The sequence below is a fragment of the Cedecea davisae genome, assembly GCF_044095835.1.
Classification (GTDB): domain Bacteria; phylum Pseudomonadota; class Gammaproteobacteria; order Enterobacterales; family Enterobacteriaceae; genus Cedecea; species Cedecea davisae.
Genome location: NZ_CP172054.1, coordinates 278,966 through 296,744 on the forward strand (window position 1 = coordinate 278,966; position 17,779 = coordinate 296,744).

17 protein-coding genes, 1 tRNA gene and 2 rRNA genes are annotated in these 17,779 nt (G+C 54.3%); 4 read left to right on the forward strand and 16 right to left on the reverse strand.

Translation table 11 applies throughout. The features are described from left to right. The first annotated feature begins 91 nt into the window (after window positions 1–91). From rrf (ACG1VR_RS01790) to rrf (ACG1VR_RS01800), 3 genes are all read left to right on the forward strand, one after another. Window positions 92–207, forward strand: a 5S ribosomal RNA gene (gene rrf / locus ACG1VR_RS01790). 150 nt (window positions 208–357) lie between these two features. Further along, window positions 358–433: transfer RNA gene (locus tag ACG1VR_RS01795), tRNA-Thr, on the forward strand. A 38-nt stretch (window positions 434–471) separates the two neighbouring features. Beyond that, window positions 472–587: ribosomal RNA gene (gene rrf / locus ACG1VR_RS01800) — 5S ribosomal RNA — on the forward strand. 330 nt (window positions 588–917) lie between these two features. Here rrf (ACG1VR_RS01800) and ACG1VR_RS01805 read toward each other — a convergent pair. From ACG1VR_RS01805 to ACG1VR_RS01880, 16 genes are all read right to left on the reverse strand, one after another. Beyond that, window positions 918–1,676 carry an amino acid ABC transporter ATP-binding protein gene (locus ACG1VR_RS01805; protein WP_039898872.1) on the reverse strand — a complete coding sequence of 253 codons (759 nt, stop codon included), beginning with the start codon at window positions 1,674–1,676 and terminating at the stop codon, window positions 918–920. An 8-nt stretch (window positions 1,677–1,684) separates the two neighbouring features. Beyond that, window positions 1,685–2,719: an amino acid ABC transporter permease gene (locus ACG1VR_RS01810; protein WP_395491047.1), complete on the reverse strand. Its 1,035-nt coding sequence runs from the start codon at window positions 2,717–2,719 to the stop codon at window positions 1,685–1,687. Between the two features lie 78 nt (window positions 2,720–2,797). After that, window positions 2,798–3,979: an amino acid ABC transporter permease gene (locus ACG1VR_RS01815; RefSeq protein WP_395490055.1), complete on the reverse strand. Its 1,182-nt coding sequence runs from the start codon at window positions 3,977–3,979 to the stop codon at window positions 2,798–2,800. A gap of 70 nt (window positions 3,980–4,049) precedes the next feature. Next, window positions 4,050–5,075: an amino acid ABC transporter substrate-binding protein gene (locus tag ACG1VR_RS01820; protein ID WP_395490056.1), complete on the reverse strand. Its 1,026-nt coding sequence runs from the start codon at window positions 5,073–5,075 to the stop codon at window positions 4,050–4,052. A gap of 301 nt (window positions 5,076–5,376) precedes the next feature. Further along, complete coding sequence (locus tag ACG1VR_RS01825) at window positions 5,377–5,598, reverse strand: hypothetical protein (protein ID WP_016538439.1); 222 nt, start codon at window positions 5,596–5,598, stop codon at window positions 5,377–5,379. 297 nt (window positions 5,599–5,895) lie between these two features. Beyond that, window positions 5,896–6,192 carry a DNA-binding transcriptional regulator Fis gene (fis, locus tag ACG1VR_RS01830; RefSeq protein WP_000462905.1) on the reverse strand — a complete coding sequence of 99 codons (297 nt, stop codon included), beginning with the start codon at window positions 6,190–6,192 and terminating at the stop codon, window positions 5,896–5,898. Between the two features lie 25 nt (window positions 6,193–6,217). After that, the gene (gene dusB / locus ACG1VR_RS01835; RefSeq protein WP_016538438.1) at window positions 6,218–7,183 is read right to left on the reverse strand and encodes a tRNA dihydrouridine synthase DusB; all 966 of its coding nucleotides are present in this window, start codon (window positions 7,181–7,183) and stop codon (window positions 6,218–6,220) included. A gap of 371 nt (window positions 7,184–7,554) precedes the next feature. Further along, window positions 7,555–8,439 (reverse strand): 50S ribosomal protein L11 methyltransferase, encoded by an 885-nt coding sequence (gene prmA / locus ACG1VR_RS01840; protein WP_395490059.1) that lies wholly within the window; start codon window positions 8,437–8,439, stop codon window positions 7,555–7,557. A gap of 11 nt (window positions 8,440–8,450) precedes the next feature. Then, on the reverse strand, window positions 8,451–9,905 hold the full coding sequence (panF, locus tag ACG1VR_RS01845) for a sodium/pantothenate symporter (protein ID WP_172568890.1): 1,455 nt from the start codon (window positions 9,903–9,905) through the stop codon (window positions 8,451–8,453). Beyond that, complete coding sequence (locus tag ACG1VR_RS01850) at window positions 9,895–10,137, reverse strand: YhdT family protein (RefSeq protein WP_395490061.1); 243 nt, start codon at window positions 10,135–10,137, stop codon at window positions 9,895–9,897. Before ACG1VR_RS01850 ends, panF begins: the two co-directional genes overlap by 11 nt. A gap of 113 nt (window positions 10,138–10,250) precedes the next feature. Further along, a complete protein-coding gene (gene accC, locus ACG1VR_RS01855; RefSeq protein ID WP_016538432.1) occupies window positions 10,251–11,597 on the reverse strand; it encodes an acetyl-CoA carboxylase biotin carboxylase subunit in 1,347 nt (448 codons plus the stop codon). 10 nt (window positions 11,598–11,607) lie between these two features. Further along, window positions 11,608–12,087, reverse strand: coding sequence for an acetyl-CoA carboxylase biotin carboxyl carrier protein (gene accB / locus ACG1VR_RS01860; protein WP_016538431.1), 480 nt, complete (start codon window positions 12,085–12,087; stop codon window positions 11,608–11,610). 22 nt (window positions 12,088–12,109) lie between these two features. After that, window positions 12,110–12,562: a type II 3-dehydroquinate dehydratase gene (aroQ, locus tag ACG1VR_RS01865; RefSeq protein WP_016538430.1), complete on the reverse strand. Its 453-nt coding sequence runs from the start codon at window positions 12,560–12,562 to the stop codon at window positions 12,110–12,112. A 231-nt stretch (window positions 12,563–12,793) separates the two neighbouring features. Further along, window positions 12,794–13,393 (reverse strand): protein-methionine-sulfoxide reductase heme-binding subunit MsrQ, encoded by a 600-nt coding sequence (gene msrQ, locus ACG1VR_RS01870; RefSeq protein WP_016538429.1) that lies wholly within the window; start codon window positions 13,391–13,393, stop codon window positions 12,794–12,796. After that, entirely contained in the window at window positions 13,394–14,398 is a 1,005-nt protein-coding gene (gene msrP, locus ACG1VR_RS01875; RefSeq protein WP_016538428.1) for a protein-methionine-sulfoxide reductase catalytic subunit MsrP, read from the reverse strand. 117 nt (window positions 14,399–14,515) lie between these two features. Then, complete coding sequence (locus tag ACG1VR_RS01880) at window positions 14,516–15,490, reverse strand: MDR family oxidoreductase (RefSeq protein ID WP_172568892.1); 975 nt, start codon at window positions 15,488–15,490, stop codon at window positions 14,516–14,518. A gap of 201 nt (window positions 15,491–15,691) precedes the next feature. Between ACG1VR_RS01880 and csrD the strand changes: the two genes are divergently transcribed. Then, window positions 15,692–17,632, forward strand: coding sequence for an RNase E specificity factor CsrD (gene csrD, locus ACG1VR_RS01885; RefSeq protein ID WP_016538426.1), 1,941 nt, complete (start codon window positions 15,692–15,694; stop codon window positions 17,630–17,632). Window positions 17,633–17,779: the final 147 nt, after the last annotated feature.

Sequence of the window (17,779 nt, forward strand, 5' to 3'; positions counted from 1 at the left end):
CACCAAAGGTGTTTTGCGAGACAAATCGATTTTCAGCGAAGTTCAGGATTAGACTGATGGTCACGAAGTGACGGTCAGTAAACAGAATTTGCCTGGCGGCCGTAGCGCGGTGGTCCCACCTGACCCCATGCCGAACTCAGAAGTGAAACGCCGTAGCGCCGATGGTAGTGTGGGGTCTCCCCATGCGAGAGTAGGGAACTGCCAGGCATCAAATTAGCAGTAATGGTAGTAATACGAGGCAGTTCTCTACTCTGAGATAGTAGGACTGACGAACCGAAAGGTGAGTCTGAACGCTGCGAAGCAGCGGCCCGTAGGGTGAACGCAAGTTCATCAACTGCCAGGCATCAAATTAAGCGTGCTGATATGGCTCAGTTGGTAGAGCGCACCCTTGGTAAGGGTGAGGTCCCCAGTTCGACTCTGGGTATCAGCACCAGTTTTTAGGTTTAAGTTCGGCACGTAGAAAAGAATTTGCCTGACGGCCGTAGCGCGGTGGTCCCACCTGACCCCATGCCGAACTCAGAAGTGAAACGCCGTAGCGCCGATGGTAGTGTGGGGTCTCCCCATGCGAGAGTAGGGAACTGTCAGGCATCAAATAAAACAAAAGACCTCAGCCTGACGGCTGGGGTTTTTTGTTTTCTGGTATCTGGCAGCCTCTGCTACTCAGAGAGCAGGACAAACGTGTCGGAACACGTTTGAACGCCGCGTGCGGCGGCCCCGGAGGGGCGAGTATCAGGATGATACGAGTACTAAATCGGGAACGGATTTGCACAGCCGGAGGCTGCCCGAAGGGTGACGGGCAGGACAGCCCGGCATATAACTGTCAGGCATCAAATAAGCAAAAAGCCCCGCACATTAGTGCGGGGCTTTTTGCTTTGTACAATCGAAAAATAAAGGCTGCGTCAGCAGCCTATATGGCGTCAGTGAATAACCTGAGAAAGAAAGGCACGAGTGCGCTCTGACTCTGGATGAGCAAAGAACACCTCAGGTGGTGCCTGCTCCACGATCTCCCCGCGATCCATAAAGATAACCCGGTCGGCAACGGTTCGTGCAAAGCCCATTTCGTGGGTCACGCAGAGCATTGTCATCCCCGATTCCGCCAGCCCTATCATGGTATCCAGCACCTCTTTCACCATCTCCGGATCGAGCGCCGAGGTGGGTTCGTCAAATAACATGATCTTTGGCTTCATGCACAGAGAACGGGCGATCGCCACGCGCTGCTGCTGGCCGCCGGAGATTTGCCCGGGGAATTTATGGGCATGCTCGGCAATCCGAACTCGCTCCAGATAATGCATGGCCAACGCCTCGGCCTCTTTCTTCGACATCTTGCGTACCCAAATTGGCGCGAGGGTACAGTTTTGCAGCACGGTTAAATGTGGGAACAGATTAAAATGTTGGAATACCATGCCGACTTCGGTGCGTACTTTCTCTATATTGCGTAGATCGTCGTTTAACTCGGTTCCATCAACCACGATGCGCCCTTGCTGATGCTCTTCAAGGTGATTGATGCAGCGGATCGTGGTCGATTTACCGGAGCCGGATGGTCCACACAGCACGATACGCTCTCCCTGCTTCACGTTGAGATTAATATCTTTTAAAACATGGAACTGCCCGTACCACTTATTCACATTTTCAAGCGTGATCATTGCGTCGGCAGGCTGCAGCGTTATTTTACTCATATTCATCCTTAGTGCGGCGTACGCCCGGTGTGGAAGCGCTTTTCCAGGTGCTGGCTATAGCGCGACATGCTGAAACAGAAAACCCAATAAATAAGGGCAGCAAAAACATAGCCTTCGGTCGACATGCCGAGCCATGCCGGGTCGACCGTTGCCTGTTGAACGCTGCTGAACAAGTCGAACAGGCCGATGATGATGACCAGGCTGGTATCTTTAAACAGGGCGATAATGGTGTTCACCAGCCCCGGAATAACCAGCTTCAGCGCCTGGGGTAAAATCACCAATCCCTGCGTTTTCCAGTAGCCCAGAGCTAATGACTCCGCCGCTTCGTACTGTCCTTTCGGTAGCGCCTGAAGACCGCCGCGAACAACTTCTGCGACATAAGCTGACTGAAATAAGATAACGCCCACCAGAGCGCGGATGAGCTTGTCGATGCTGGTTCCTTCCGGAAGAAACAGCGGCAGCATCACGGAGGACATAAACAGCACCGTAATCAGCGGCACGCCGCGCCAAAATTCGATAAACATAATCGAGAGCACTCTTACCACCGGCATGCCCGAACGCCTGCCAAGCGCCAGCAAAATGCCCAGCGGCAATGCACCTGCTATGCCTACCGAAGCAACGATTAGCGTGAGCGTTAACCCGCCCCACTGCCGGGTTTCAACCCTCTCCAGGCCGAGAAAACCGCCGTACATCAGCCACCAGACCGCAAGAGGATAGAGTACCGCCCAGCCTGCGATATAGCGTCCACGCTGTGGAAGCGATTTCCAGAACATCGCGGTAATAGAGAGCAGGCCGACAGCCAACGCAAGGTTTATACGCCAGCGCTGATCGTGCGGATAAAGTCCGTACATAAACTGGCCAAAACGTGCATGGATAAATACCCAGCAGGCACCTTCTTTGGTGCAGTCGGTGCGCGTTTCGCCTACCCAGTTAGCCTGTAAAATCGCCCAGTTAAGCAGAGGAGGGATTAGCTCCCACATCAGCCAGGCGCAGGCTAAAGTGAGTAATGTATTCAGCCAGCTGGAGAACAGATTTTTACGCATCCATTGCCAGACTCGCGCAGGTCGGGCGGTAGCCGGACTAACCTGGTGCGCCGTTAATGTTTTAATCATCGGGATTCCTTAGCGCTCAACCAGGGCGATACGGCGGTTATAAACGTTCATCAGCAGGGAGATAACGAGGCTGATAATCAAATAGACCGACATGGTGATAGCGATGGTTTCAATTGCCTGCCCGGTCTGGTTCAGTACGCTTCCGGCAAACAGCGACACCATATCCGGGTAGCCGGTAGCGGCCGCAAGAGATGAGTTTTTGACGATATTCAGATACTGGCTGGTCAGCGGAGGGATGATGACTCTCAGCGCCTGGGGCACAATAACCTGACGCAGCGTCACCTGATTTGGCAGGCCGAGCGAACGGGCTGCTTCATGCTGTCCATAAGGCACGGACTGAATGCCGGAACGGATAATCTCGGCGATAAACACCGAGGTATAGACCGATAACGCCAGGGTTAATGCGGCAAGCTCAGGGATCAGCACAATACCGCCGCTGAAGTTGAATCCATGCAGGGCGGGAATATCCCAGTGCAGAGCCGCGCCTAAGATCCAATGCGCTATCAACGGCATCAGCACGATCAGCAGGATCGCTACCGGCCAGCTGCGGCGAATTTCGCCGGTTCTTACCTGATGCATTTTGTTATAGCGATACAAACCGGCTGAAATAGCCAGCGCTATCAGGAAGGCGGCAATAAAAGCCAGCAAGCCTTCGCCCATGACCGGAGCCGGTAGAGATAAGCCTCGGTTGCTCAGATACATCAGCCCGAAAGCATCTAACGCCTGGCGCGGCCCCGGCAGGTTACGCAGCACCGCAAAGTACCAAAAGAAGATCTGCAACAGCGGAGGAATATTGCGAAATGTCTCTATATAGAAAGTAGAGAGTTTGCGCAGTAGCCAGTTATCAGACAGCCTGGCAAGGCCGACGAAGAAGCCGATAAACGTGGCAAACACGATACAGAGTGCGGAAACCAGCAGCGTATTCAGTAGCCCGACAACGAAGACTTTTCCGTAGGTGTCGCCCTGCTCGTAATCGATAAGATGCTGAACAATTCCGAAGCCTGCGGCACGGTCGAGGAAAGCGAAGCCGGAAGTAATACCACGATTATCCAGGTTGGTGATTGTGTTGTGAATAAGATAGATAGCAATACCAAGAACAATCGCCACGGCGACGATTTGATAAAGCCAGGCGCGAACCGAGGGATTAGAAAAGGACCAATCTGTCTTCACGGTTGGGCGGCGATGACGCATAAGCAAACCTCAGTAACAAGAAGCTAAACCCAGGGCACCACCCGAGCAGTGCCCTGTTCTGATATGTCGCTTAGCGAACCGGCGGGGCGTACTGGATGCCGCCGTTATTCCACAGATTGTTTTGGCCACGCTTGATTTTCAGCGGGCTTGCGGAGCCGACGTTATTGTCAAAAATCTCCGCGTAGTTCCCCACCTGTTTGACGATGTTGTATGCCCATTTGTTGTCGAGCTTCAGGTCTTTACCAAAATCACCTTCTTTACCTAACAGGTGCGCCATATCCGGCGTGGTTGGGTTCGCGGCCATTTGATCCACGTTTTTAGAGCTGATACCCATCTCTTCGGCATTCAGCATCGCAAACAGCGTCCAGCGCACAATGGAGAACCAGTCATCATCGCCGCGGCGCACCACCGGCCCGAGAGGCTCTTTTGAAATGACCTCCGGCAGCACCAGCCACTCGGCCGGGTTGCTCAACTTAATGCGCAAAGCGTAAAGCTGTGACTGGTCCGAGGCCAGGGTATCGCAGCGGCCTGACTCCAGCGCTTTTGCCGACTCGTCGGAGCGGTCAAAGGTCACCGGCGTGTACTTCATGTTATTGGCTTTGAAGTAGTCGGCCACGTTCAGCTCGGTATCAGTACCGGCCTGAATACAAACGGTTGCCCCGTCCAACTCTTTAGCGCTCTTCAGGCCAGCCTTGTTATGGGTGAGGAAACCAATGCCGTCGTAATAGGTTACGCCGGTAAACACCATGCCCATTCCTGCGTCGCGCGAGGAGGTCCATGTGGTGTTACGGGAAAGAATGTCCACTTCGCCAGACTGGAGTGCGGTAAAGCGCTCTTTGGCCGTCAGGGGAGTGTATTTCACCTTCGTCGCATCGCCGAAAACGGCCGCTGCCACGCCGCGACATACGTCCACATCAATACCGGTAAATTTGCCGCTGCCGTCGGCGTAAGAGAATCCCGGCAGGCCGTCGCTAATCCCGCATTGTACAAAGCCTTTCTTTTTTACCGCATCGAGCGTGGTACCCGCATGTGCCTGATTAGCCATCGCAAACAGCGTGCCGGTAGCGACCAGAGTGGCGATCATCATCTTCTTCATAATGCATCCTGTGTGGCGAAATTATCGTTATTGGCGTGGTGGCGTCCGGGAGGCGCCGTATCCCTGTCTGTGGTAATGGCCAGAGTCATATTCTTTAAAGCAAAGGCGATGCCAGGTTTATGAGTAATCAGATACGGACAGTGCGGCGGGAAAAGAAGCGGTAAAGCGTGCAGGCATTGCTCTGAAAAGGTGCAACGCTGAAACTAACGGCGCATTTGAGAGCAAAATGATTCAGGTAAGGTGTGAGAAGGCGGAGTAAAGGAAAGCGCGAGCAGGCTCGCGCTTGTAACGGAATAAAGAGTTACTTGGTTAAGGCAACAATACCCAGAGCCACACCGGCTACGGCGGCAGTCCCGGCGGCAATGGCGCCAGCGGTTTCCCAGTTATCCTGGGTGGTGCCTTTCATACAGGTATTGGTATGCACCAGACGGCCCTGGTCGTCGTATACCGGTACGCAAGGGGAGTTTGTGGCGCAGCCAGCCAGAAGCGTGGAGAGTAACGCGGCGGCGATTAATTTTGTCATTTTGAACCTCAGTTGAACCTAACTCCGGGGCAGGGAGAACTCTCATCGTTACCCTGAAAGGTACGGAGTTTTCACAGGTGCTGCCACGGCGTGAATGCGGCTATTTTATCACCCCGAATCTACGCTCGTAGAATGGGGAATAATTGCAAATCGTGTGGAGTGTAAACAAAGTGAAGAAAACGGCGATGCGGCGGTAAAAAATGAGGAAAATCGTCAGGCGTCGGGTGTTAGAAAAGAAAAAAGGCGCTTCCCCATGCCGAGTAGCGCCTTCTTAAACAACAAGTTAACTGATTAGTATCAGTTCATGCCGTATTTTTTCAGTTTCTTACGCAGCGTACCACGGTTGATGCCCATCATCAGGGCAGCACGGGTCTGGTTACCGCGGGTGTATTGCATCACCATGTCCAACAATGGCTGTTCTACTTCAGCCAGTACCAGCTCATACAGGTCATTCACATCTTGACCGTTCAGTTGAGCAAAATAGTTCTTCAGTGCCTGTTTCACGGAATCACGCAGGGGTTTTTGGGTTACCTGATCCTGAGAGTTAACGGTAGAAACGGTCAGTACGTCAGAATTTACGCGTTGTTCGAACATAGTTCTGTCAGCTCTTTATTTCTGTTTACGCAAAATTTTCGAAGTATGCCTCCAACGCCTCCAGCTGTTCGCCGGAATCCTCAATAGCGTTGAATGTGCGCCGAAACTGGTCATCTGGAGCGTGTTCCTGGAGATACCAGGAAACGTGTTTACGTGCAATTCGGTAACCTTTCACATCGCCATAAAAGCTATGCAGTTCCCGAATGTGCGAGCAAAGTAAGCGCTTTACCTCTGCCAGAGGCAAGGGCGGAAGCAGCTCTCCAGTGTCCAGATAGTGCTGGATTTCCCGAAAGATCCAGGGTCTTCCCTGAGCTGCGCGGCCTATCATCAGGGCATCAGCCCCCGTATAGTCAAGCACAGCTCTGGCTTTAAGCGGGTCAGTAATGTCACCATTCGCGATAATCGGAATGGAAACTTTCTGCTTAACTGCCCGAATGCTGTCGTATTCAGCGTCGCCCTGGAATAAACAGGCGCGTGTGCGTCCGTGAATTGTCAGTGCCTGAATGCCACAGTCTTCAGCCAGTTGGGCAATCTCTACACAGTTACGGTGCGCGGGCTCCCAGCCGGTACGAATCTTCAGCGTTACAGGAACATCCACTGCCTTCACTACCGTCGTCACGATGTCCTTTACCAGACTCGGATACTGCAGAAGGGCTGAACCTGCCAGCTTACGATTTACCTTTTTTGCCGGACAACCCATATTGATATCAATAATCTGGGCGCCATTAGCCACGTTAATACGCGCGGCTTCCGCCATCTCTTCAGGTACGCTGCCGGCAATTTGCACGGTGCGAATACCCGGTTCATCCACATGTACCATCCGCAAACGGGACTTGTCGCTCGCCCATACTTCCGGGTTGGAGGACATCATCTCGGAAACGGTTAACCCGGCTCCCATCTCGTAACACAGCGTCCTGAATGGTCTGTCAGTAATGCCAGCCATAGGTGCTGCAATCAGGCGATTTCTGAGCTGGTGGTGTCCGATGCGCATGAGTTAAGAAATGACCATACTGTACCTGCAAGGCGGCGTATATTACGCATTTTTTGCACGAGATGAAAGGCCAAACTTTGAACAATCCTCTGTCACAGATCAATGAAGCGCTAACCAGTTCAAGGTTATTTAATAATTAACGCTATTAATCATAAGCTTAGGATTTATCCTTTATTTCATGCTGTTTTAAATTTTCCTGAAAGTTAGCAGAAATAAGCTGTATGACAGGGGCTTTTTGCCAGATAAACCGCTGTTTTTGTGGTCAGTTTTGGGTTTTTTATGCGAGCAAGCTCTCATTTTTAGCCCACAGATTGTCACTAAAACTGGCCAGGAAAAGCATGCGGCAGCGCCGCCGCATGCTGCACTTTTAATCAGCCGTGTTTGCGCCCGGTGATGCGGCACCACTCTTCTTTTTCCGCTACCGGGTCGAGAGTGAATTTATCCGCATAGGCTTCACAAACACTCTCAGCCTGGCTTGCCAGTACCCCGGAAAGCCCAAGGAAACCGCCCTCAACGGGCAGGACGCTGATTAACGGCGCCAGCTCGCGTAATGGGCCAGCCAGGATGTTTGCTACCACTACGTCGGCGCTCATGGCTTCCGGCTGGTCTTTTGGCAGATAAAGCTCCAGGCGTTCGGAAACCCCGTTACGCTCGGCGTTATCGCGGCTGGCCTGAATCGCCTGCGGATCGATATCAATCCCAATGGCTTTGGCCGCGCCAAGCTTCAGGGCGGCAATGGCCAGGATCCCGGAGCCGCAGCCAAAATCGATAACGGTTTTACCCGCCAGATCCAGCCCATCGAGCCATTCAAGGCACAGAGAAGTCGTTGGGTGGGTGCCGGTGCCAAAAGCGAGGCCCGGGTCGAGCATCACGTTAACGGCGTTCTCATCCGGCACGTCGCGCCAGCTTGGGCAAATCCACAGGCGGTTGCCGAAACGCATCGGGTGGAAGTTATCCATCCATTCGCGCTCCCAGTCTTTATCTTCGAGCTGTTCCACTTTGTGGTGGAAGCCGTTGCCCAGCAGCGGGCAGTGCTCAAGGATAGCAATCACTTCTTTCATGTCGGTTTCCGCGTCGTACAGGCCGATGACGTCGGTATCTCCCCACAGGCGGGTTTCCCCCGGCAGCGGCTCAAAGACCGGCGTGTCGTGGGTATCCTGGAAGGTGACGGAAACCGCACCGCTGTCAATCAGCGCATCGCCTAAGCTTTCGGCGTCGCCGCCGGTAGTATTAATTTTCAGTTGGATCCATGGCATGGCGAAACTCTTTATTTATCAGTAGTTGAAACGAGAAGGGGTTCCGGTACGGCACGGCCAAAGCGGTTGCCTACCAGGAATGCCAACAAACTTAAAACCAGCGACGGCACAATCGGATGGAAGCCGAACAGCTGAATGCTGAAGCTTGCCAGCAGCGCGTACAGCGCGCCGCCGACTATCATACCGCTCAGGGCTCCTGCGGCATTGGCTTTGTCCCAGTAGAGACCGAGCACCAGCGGCCACAGGAAAACGGCTTCCAGGCCGCCGAAGGCGAGCAGATTCAGCCAGATTATCATCTCTGGCGGGCGCCAGGCGGCCAGCATCATCAGAATGCCCAGCACCAGCGTGGTGGTGGTGGAAATGCGCTTCAGGCGGCTCTCCTGACGAATTTTAGCCGGACTCGCGCTTAGCCACAGGTCTTTCACGATAGTCGCGGACGCCTGCAGCAGGTGGGCGTTAACGTTAGACATGATGGCGGCCATCGGGGCGGCAAGAAACAGGCCCGCGGCCCACGGCGGCAGAACCTGCATCATCAGGGTAGGAATCACCAAATCCGGCACCGTGAGGCCCGGCAGAACGGCTCTGCCAAGCGCGCCTGCCAGATGCATGCCGAGCATCAAAATTGCCACCACGATGGTGCCGATGATAATGCCCCTGTGCACCGCTTTGCTGTCTTTATAAGAGATGCAGCGCACCGCCGTATGCGGTAAACCGATAACGCCGAAGCACACCAGCACCCAGAACGAAGTCATAAAGGTTGGCGTCAGGATATCGTCGGCCCCGTGCGGGCTGACCAGCTTTGGATCGATATGCTCGAGGGTCTGCACCGCATTGCTCAGGCCGCCCGCAGCGTGAACCACGCCGACCAGCAGCACGATGGTGCCAATCAGCATGACCATGCCCTGCATCGTGTCATTTAGCACGCTGGCGCGGAAGCCGCCAAAGGCGGTGTATAAAGCAATGGTTATCCCGAAGATCAGCAAGCCGGTTTCGTATTTGATCCCGGCCGCTGTTTCCAGCAGGCGCGCCCCGCCGATAAACTGAACGGCGATTGCGCCGACAAAGGCGACCAGCAGGCTAACGCTTGCTATCCAGACTACCGCGCGGTTCTGGTAGCGGGCCTGAAGCATATCGTTGAGCGTAATGGCGTTATAGCGCCGCGCCAGAATAGCGAACTTTTTGCCCAGAATACCCAGCGAGAGCCAGATCGTCGGGATCTGAATCATCGCCAGTAGCACCCACCCCAGTCCGTATTTATAGGCGGCACCCGGCCCGCCGATAAACGAACTGGCGCTGATATAGGTAGCCGTTAGCGTCATCGCCAGCACAAAGCCGCCCATGGAACGGCTGCCGAGGAAATATTCACTGAGGAAGGTGCCGGAGCTGCGCTGGCGCATGGCATAAACCGACAGGCCAAATACCACAATCAGGTAGACGGCCAGTACGGCGATAACTTCATTTTGCATTTTCGTCCTCCAGTGGAATATCGCGGAAGACCGTTCTGACCATCAGCCAACAGAGCAGGATGAAAAGCAGTGGCACCAGCAGGCAGGCCATTTCAAACCAATGCGGCAGGCCGGTGAATCCCTGAGTATTATCGGGTAAGTAAGCGGCCACTGACCAGGCGGCAAGATAGAGCAGGGTCAGCCAGAGCGCCCAGCGCGCTTCTTTATGGGCCTGAACAAAACGCTTGTCCATTTTTATCCCTTGAGTTCGCGGAAAGCGGCGATTGTAACGCATCAATCCTGCATCAGGATCAAAAAAGAAAAAGGCCGGAGAACCGGCCTTTTGTCGACATGTTTGACGGAAACTTAGTGTTGAAGACCGAGTTTCTTCTCCAGATAGTGGATGTTAGTTCCACCCTGCTGGAAGTGTTCGTCATTCATGATTTTGGTTTGCAGCTCGATGTTGGTTTTGATGCCGTCGATGATCAGCTCTGCAAGAGCATTTTTCATGCGGGAAATCGCCACTTCACGAGTTTCGCCGTAGCAAATCAGCTTACCAATCATTGAATCGTAGTACGGCGGTACGGTGTAACCGGCGTAGATATGCGATTCCCAACGCACGCCAAAACCACCAGGCGCATGGAAGCGCGTGATTTTGCCCGGGCTTGGCAGGAAGGTGTTCGGGTCTTCGGCGTTGATACGGCATTCTACCGCATGGCCGGTAACGTGAACGTCTTCCTGTTTGATGGACAGCGGCTGACCGGCAGCAATACGCAGCTGCTCTTTGATCAGGTCAACGCCGGTAATCATTTCGGTAACCGGGTGCTCTACCTGAATACGGGTGTTCATTTCGATGAAATAGAACTCGCCGTTTTCGAACAGGAACTCAAAAGTACCCGCGCCGCGGTAGTTGATGTCCACGCAGGCTTTGGCGCAGCGATCGCCGATGAATTTACGCAGTTCCGGCGTGATGCCCGGCGCTGGCGCTTCTTCAACGACTTTCTGGTGGCGGCGCTGCATGGAGCAGTCACGTTCGGCCAGATAGATAGCGTTACCCTGGCCATCGGCCAGAACCTGAATCTCGATATGGCGTGGGTTCTCGAGGTACTTCTCCATATAGACCATGTCGTTGTTGAAAGCCGCTTTGGCTTCCGCACGGGTCATATTGATGGACTGCTCAAGTTCCGCATCGCCGCGAACTACGCGCATACCGCGACCGCCGCCGCCGCCGGACGCTTTGATAATAACCGGGTAGCCGATGCGCTTAGCATGAGCACGGTTTTTATCCATGTCGCCGTCGAGAGGGCCGTCAGAGCCTGGTACGGTTGGTACACCCGCTTTCTTCATCGCGGTGATAGCGGAAACTTTATCGCCCATCAGGCGGATAGTTTCGGCTTTCGGTCCGATGAAGATAAAGCCGGAGCGCTCAACCTGCTCGGCAAAGTTGGCGTTTTCTGACAGGAAACCATAGCCCGGGTGAATCGCTACTGCGCCAGTAATTTCTGCCGCAGAGATGATTGCCGGGATATTCAGATAGCTTTTCACGGACGGAGCCGGGCCAATACAGACCGTCTCATCCGCCAGTAATACGTGTTTCAAATCGCGATCCGCACTTGAGTGCACGGCGACGGTCTTGATGCCCAGTTCTTTACAGGCACGAAGAATACGCAGTGCAATCTCGCCGCGGTTGGCGATGACAATTTTATCCAGCATGTTCGCCTCGTTACTCGATGACGACCAGCGGCTCGTCAAATTCTACCGGCTGACCATTCTCGACCAGAATTGCTTTCACCACACCGGCTTTATCAGCTTCGATCTGGTTCATCATTTTCATTGCTTCAACGATGCACAGGGTGTCGCCAACGTTAACCTTCTGGCCAACTTCAACAAACGCTTTTGCATCCGGGCTTGGGGTACGGTAGAAGGTACCGACCATTGGGGAACGTACGATGTGACCACTGACTTCAGCAGCTGCAGGGGCTTCCATTGCCGGGGTAGCGGCTGGCGCGACGGCCTGGGCCAGACCCGGCTGTGGCTGAGGCTGGTACATAGGCGCAGCATAAGCCTGTTGCATCATCGGGAAACCCGCGTTTGCCGGTGAGCGGCTGATACGTACAGACTCTTCGCCTTCAGAAATTTCCAGTTCAGCGATGCCTGATTCTTCAACCAGCTCGATCAGTTTTTTAATCTTACGAATATCCATGAGTGGGTTCCGTACTCTTTGTTTAGATGGATTTTGACAGGCGTTTTACCGCCGTCTGTAGTGCATATGAATAGCCGTCAGCGCCTAATCCGCAGATGACGCCGACGGCTTTATCTGAAAGATATGAATGATGGCGAAACGGTTCACGCGCGTGAACATTGCTGAGGTGGATCTCGATAAACGGGATATCTACCGCCAGCAGAGCATCGCGCAGCGCGACGCTGGTATGCGTGAACGCGGCCGGATTAATCAGGATAAAGTCCACATTGTCTTTGGCCTGATGAATACGGTCAATCAGCGCATATTCGGCGTTTGATTGCAGGTGGCTGAGCTTCACGCCAAGGTCGGTCGCCTGTGCCTCCAGGGTGTTAACAATTTCTGCTAACGTCTGGTGGCCGTACTTATCCGGCTCCCGGGTGCCCAGCATGTTCAGATTAGGGCCATTCAAAAGCAAAATGTGAAATTCACCCGACATCGTGCTGCCATCTCCTGCAATTAGTAGGCAATTTACAAAATATACCTAAGTTTTCCGGTTGTCACCTTTTCGAGTCGAAAATGGGCACCAGAAAAAACCGAAGTCGCACATTATAACGATTTCGTAGCATTTGGCAGCTAAATACTGGTCTTATCAGGGAAGATGATCAACCGCTACCCCATCAGGGGCGGCAGTTGACGTTCATTCGGCGGAAAACAAGATGCTCTGAGGCTAGCGCCACCACTGGCGAAACTTCTTGTAGCGCAGTGCCAGAAGGATGATAGCACCCAGGGCATAAAGCAAGGGCTGCGGGGACAAAATCTTAACCGACCAGATGAAATGAACTGGCGCGAGGATCGCGACCAGATAGACGAAGTTATGCAATTTCTGCCAGCGGGAGCCAAGCGCTCGTTGGGCTTTTTGGGTGGAGGTCACGGCCAGAGCGAGCAAAATAAGCCAGCAAATAATGCCCAGCGTGAGGTAAGGACGGGTGACTAGCTCCTGGCCCAGCAGGCCAAGATTGCTTATGCCGAGCTCAAGCAGCGAATAGCTGGTGAGGTGCAAAGACGCCCAGACAAAGCACCAAACGCCGAGCAGGCGGCGGGTACGAATCAATAAAGGCTGTTTGGCGTAGCGGGCCAGCGGAGTGATAAGCAGCGTTGCCAGCAGCAGCTTTAGCGCCATTCTGCCGGTAAAATGCTGGATATCTTTTGCCGGATCGGCGCTAAAAAGCCCCTGGCTGGCGGCGTAAAACAGCCAGACAAAAGGCAAGAAAGCGGCCAGATGCAGCGCCACCTTAAGCCAGGTAATTTGCTTTGCTGTCAGGCGCACTCAGAAATTCTCCTTGAGATTCAGGCCGTGGTAAAGCGATGCCACCTGTTCGGCGTAGCCGTTAAACAGCAGCGTGGGCTGGCGCTTCACATCCAGCACGCCGCCGGAGCCGATAAACCGCTCTGAAGCCTGCGACCAGCGAGGGTGGTCAACATGCGGGTTCACGTTGGCGTAGAAACCGTATTCATTCGGCGCGGCAAGGTTCCAGGTCGTAGGCGGCAGCTCGCGTACCAGCTTGATGCTGACAATCGACTTTATCCCCTTGAAGCCATACTTCCACGGCACAGTCAGGCGAATCGGCGCGCCGTTTTGCGGCGGCAGCGCCTTGCCGTAAACGCCAACGGTCAGCAGCGTCAGCGGATGCATCGCCTCATCAAGCCTCAGCCCCTCTACATAAGGGTATTGCAGGCCACCGCCGATGAAACGATCTTTCTGGCCGGGCATTTGTTCGGGATCGTAAAGCGTTTCAAAGGCAACATATTTGGCATTGCTGGTGGGCTCAACCATCGCCAGCAATTTGCTTAGCGGGAAGCCAATCCACGGAACCACCATTGACCAGGCCTCAACGCAGCGCATGCGGTAGATGCGCTCTTCCAGCGGAAAACGTTTATACAGATCGTCGTGATCCAGCGTGAGCGGCTTGGCCACTTCACCGCTGATTTTTATCTGCCACGGGTCGGTTTTCAGCGCGCCGGCATTTGCCGCCGGGTCGGCTTTATCCAGCCCGAACTCATAAAAGTTGTTGTAGCCGGTGACTTTATCTTCCGGCGTCATGGCGAGCTTTGCCTGCCACTGCCCGGGCTGGCTAAAGGTCAGAGGCTTTCCCGAAGGGGCGGGAGGACGGTCATTGCCTTTAAACCAGGAAAGAATATCGGCGTTGGCGGTGTGCGGTAGCGACAATGCGGCGGCGCTAATCCCCAGAGCCTTCAGCACCTGGCGACGCTTCATCATAAATACCGATTCTGGCGTGACGTCGGCTTCGCTAAGCCGGGTGACCTTTTTCATGACATTCTCCTCGTTGCTATAGGCTAAGCATGACCGAGAGAAAGCGTTCCGGCGAATATGTCACGAAAAATTGAAATTTACGGGGGCGCAAGGTACGGCCACGGCCCCCGGCGGGTATTAACGAACTTTTACCAGCGTACGCCCCTGAGCGGCGTTATTGATGATGGCGTCAGCGAACTTCGGCGCATCTTCAAGACCAATTTCGGTGGTGGCCTGCTGATAGAAAGACTCCGGTAAATCACGAACCAGGCGTTCCCAGGCCGCAGCGCGACGCGCGGTTGGCGTCATGACTGAGTCCACGCCCTGCAGGCGAACGTTACGCAGAATAAACGGCATCACGGTGGTTGGCAGCGCAAAGCCGCCCGCCAGGCCACAGGCCGCCACACAGCCGCCGTAATTCATCTGCGCCAGCACTTTCGCCAGCACTTTGTCGCCCACGGTATCCACCGCGCCAGCCCAAAGCTGTTTTTCCAGCGGGCGGGTTTCGGCAAATTCATCGCGGCCAAGAATGCGGTTAGCGCCCAGGCTGCGAAGGTAGTCATGGGTAGACTCGCGCCCGGAAACGGCGGCCACCTGATAACCGAGCTTGTGCAGTAACGCTACCGCCGTGCTGCCCACTCCGCCGCTGGCACCGGTGACGACGATTTCACCGCTCTGTGGCGTCACGCCTGCTTCTTCCAGCGCCATTACGCAGAGCATAGCGGTGAAGCCTGCGGTACCAATAATCATTGCTTTGCGTGCGTCCAGCCCCTGGGGCATCGCGACCAGCCAGTCGCCATTCACTCGTGCGGCTTCCGCCAGCCCGCCCCAGTGGTTTTCTCCCACGCCCCAGCCGGTTAGCAGCACGGCCTGGCCAACGTGGAAGCGTGGATCTTCGCTGCTCTGTACCTTCCCGGCGAAGTCTATGCCCGGCACCATCGGGAAGTTACGAATAATTTTGCCTTTGCCGGTAATGGCGAGGGCGTCTTTGTAGTTGAGGCTTGAGTAGTCAATCTCAACGGTAACGTTGCCTTCCGGCAGCGTAGCTGGCTCGATATTTTTTACCGCTGCCAGGGTCTGGCCTTCGGACTGTTCCAGGATTAGTGCCTGCATTGGCGCTCCTCGGTGGCTATTAATGGGAAAAAAATCTCAGAAGACTATACTCCGATACTGATCTTAAGAGCCGACTTACCGCAATAAATGCACAGAAATGACCGTGGAGTTTGCCAGGGTTCTTGCTTTGCTATTTAATGCTTCATCCTTTGATACCAATGTGAGTGTGGTTAATTTTCACCAACCGGAGTTAACACAGGGATGCGATTAACGACGAAACTTTCCGCTTTTATCACCCTCTTAACCGGCCTTGCGATAATCGTAACGCTGTTGGGCTGCCTGCTAAGTTTCTACAGCTCGGTGCATGATAAAACGCAGCAGCGGATTATGGCGGTCGCCACCATTATTGATAATCAGCTGGTTTCCAGCTCGCCGCAGCAGCTTGCCAGCCGTTTTACCGAATTAATGACCCCGGTTGATATCACGGGGATCCGCCTGCAGGCGGATAAAACCTACGAATTTCAGCACGTCTTACCTGAGGATTACCGCCCGACCGGCACCCAGTATCTTTACCGCACTCTCACCGTAGATCTGATGAAGCATCCAGGGATGACGCTGACGCTGACCTATCGGGACCCCGTTGCCCTCTATTATCACGCGATGTTTACCACCACCCCGTTAACGGCGGCGATCGCTTTTATGCTGGTGGTGCTGCTGCTGGCCGGACGCTGGCTGAAAAAGCAGCTTTCCGGTCAGGAGCTGCTGGAGGCGCGTGCGGGTAAAATCATCAGCGGTGAGCGTGGCGTTGGCGTGCGGGGCTCCGTGCATGAATGGCCGCCGCTGGTCAGTAGCGCGATTGACGCCTTACTTTCAGATTTGCAGAGCGCCGACGAACAGCGCAACCGGGTTGATACGCTGATCAGGGCGTTTGCGGCCCAGGACGTTCAAACCGGGCTAAACAACCGTCTGTTCTTCGATAACCAACTGGCCACGCTGCTGGACGGGCAGGAGCAGGTGGGCGCGCACGGCGTAGTGATGATAGTTCGTTTGCCGGACTTCGAGCTGCTGAAGGAAACGTGGGGTAATGCGCCGGTAGAAGAATATCTATTCACTTTGGTGAATTTACTCTCCACTTTTGTGATGCGTTACCCTGGAGCCCTGCTGGCCCGCTATTTTCGCAGCGACTTTGCGGTTCTTTTGCCGCATCGCACCCTGAAAGAGGCCGATGGCATAGCCAGCCAGCTGTTAAATGCCGTGGATGCGCTGCCGCCGACCCGTATGGTAGATCGCAGCGATATGCTGCACATTGGCATCTGCGCCTGGCGCAGCGGGCAGACCAAAGAGCAGGTGATGGAGAAAGCCGAAATTGCCACCCGAAACGCCGCTTTCCAGGGGGCTAATAGCTGGTCAGTCTATGACGACAAGCTGCCGGAACAGGGAAGAGGGAGCGTGAAATGGCGTACTCTGCTTGAGCAGGTGCTGAAGCAGGGCGGCCCGCGTTTCTATCAAAAACCGGCGGTTGACCGCCTGGGCATCGTGCACCATCGCGAAATCATGTGCCGTATTTTTGACGGCGAGCAGGAGGTGCTGTCGGCGGAGTATATGCCAATGGTCAGGCAGTTTGGCTTATCCGAGCAATACGATCGGCAGGTCGTCTCCCGACTTTTACCTTTGCTCAGCTTCTGGCCCGAAGAGACGCTGGCGATTCAGGTCACCGTTGACTCGCTTATCCGCGCACCTTTCCAGCGCTGGCTGCGTGATTCTCTGATGCAGTGCGAAAAATCGAAACGCTCAAGGATTATTTTTGAACTTGCGGAGGCAGATGTCTGTCAACACATCAGCCGTTTACAACCCGTAGTCAGGTTGATAACCGCTTTAGGGGCAAGAATTGTTGTTATCCAGGCTGGATTAACCGTGGTGAGCACAACCTATATTAAAGAGCTGGATGTGGGGCTGATAAAACTGCATCCGGGTCTGGTGAGAAACATCGGCAAGCGTACAGAAAACCAGCTGTTTGTTAACAGCCTGGTGGAATCCTGTAAAGGTACGCGAACCCGTGTTTTTGCTACAGGTGTGAGGACTCGCGGCGAATGGCAGACGCTGATTGATAACGGGGTGGCGGGGGCGCAAGGTGATTTTATCGCCGCATCTCAGCCGCTTGACAGTAATGTGAAAAAATATTCACAAAGATACTCGGTTTAACCTGCCGTTTGGCATTATTTCACGTAGAATAACGCGCGCTGCATCTCAAGGGGGCGAGTCTGCCTGCCGGCCAGATTGTCGCAGCCGTTATGAACCGGTTTGCTGCTGTTAGCTGTTCGTTTATTCTACCGCGTTTGCTGCATTTCT

Bases quoted from the DNA above. Each gene is read 5' to 3' on its own strand.
- ACG1VR_RS01850 (WP_395490061.1), bottom strand. From the start codon at position 10,137: ATGGACAAGCGTTTTGTTCAGGCCCATAAAGAAGCGCGCTGGGCGCTC.
- ACG1VR_RS01820 (WP_395490056.1), bottom strand. From the start codon at position 5,075: ATGAAGAAGATGATGATCGCCACTCTGGTCGCTACCGGCACGCTGTTT.
- prmA (WP_395490059.1), bottom strand. From the start codon at position 8,439: ATGCCATGGATCCAACTGAAAATTAATACTACCGGCGGCGACGCCGAA.
- ACG1VR_RS01810 (WP_395491047.1), bottom strand. From the start codon at position 2,719: ATGCGTAAAAATCTGTTCTCCAGCTGGCTGAATACATTACTCACTTTA.
- msrP (WP_016538428.1), bottom strand. From the start codon at position 14,398: ATGAAAAAGGTCACCCGGCTTAGCGAAGCCGACGTCACGCCAGAATCG.
- ACG1VR_RS01805 (WP_039898872.1), bottom strand. From the start codon at position 1,676: ATGAGTAAAATAACGCTGCAGCCTGCCGACGCAATGATCACGCTTGAA.
- accC (WP_016538432.1), bottom strand. From the start codon at position 11,597: ATGCTGGATAAAATTGTCATCGCCAACCGCGGCGAGATTGCACTGCGT.
- csrD (WP_016538426.1), top strand. From the start codon at position 15,692: ATGCGATTAACGACGAAACTTTCCGCTTTTATCACCCTCTTAACCGGC.
- panF (WP_172568890.1), bottom strand. From the start codon at position 9,905: ATGCAAAATGAAGTTATCGCCGTACTGGCCGTCTACCTGATTGTGGTA.
- ACG1VR_RS01815 (WP_395490055.1), bottom strand. From the start codon at position 3,979: ATGCGTCATCGCCGCCCAACCGTGAAGACAGATTGGTCCTTTTCTAAT.
- ACG1VR_RS01825 (WP_016538439.1), bottom strand. From the start codon at position 5,598: ATGACAAAATTAATCGCCGCCGCGTTACTCTCCACGCTTCTGGCTGGC.
- accB (WP_016538431.1), bottom strand. From the start codon at position 12,087: ATGGATATTCGTAAGATTAAAAAACTGATCGAGCTGGTTGAAGAATCA.
- dusB (WP_016538438.1), bottom strand. From the start codon at position 7,183: ATGCGCATCGGACACCACCAGCTCAGAAATCGCCTGATTGCAGCACCT.
- fis (WP_000462905.1), bottom strand. From the start codon at position 6,192: ATGTTCGAACAACGCGTAAATTCTGACGTACTGACCGTTTCTACCGTT.
- ACG1VR_RS01880 (WP_172568892.1), bottom strand. From the start codon at position 15,490: ATGCAGGCACTAATCCTGGAACAGTCCGAAGGCCAGACCCTGGCAGCG.
- aroQ (WP_016538430.1), bottom strand. From the start codon at position 12,562: ATGTCGGGTGAATTTCACATTTTGCTTTTGAATGGCCCTAATCTGAAC.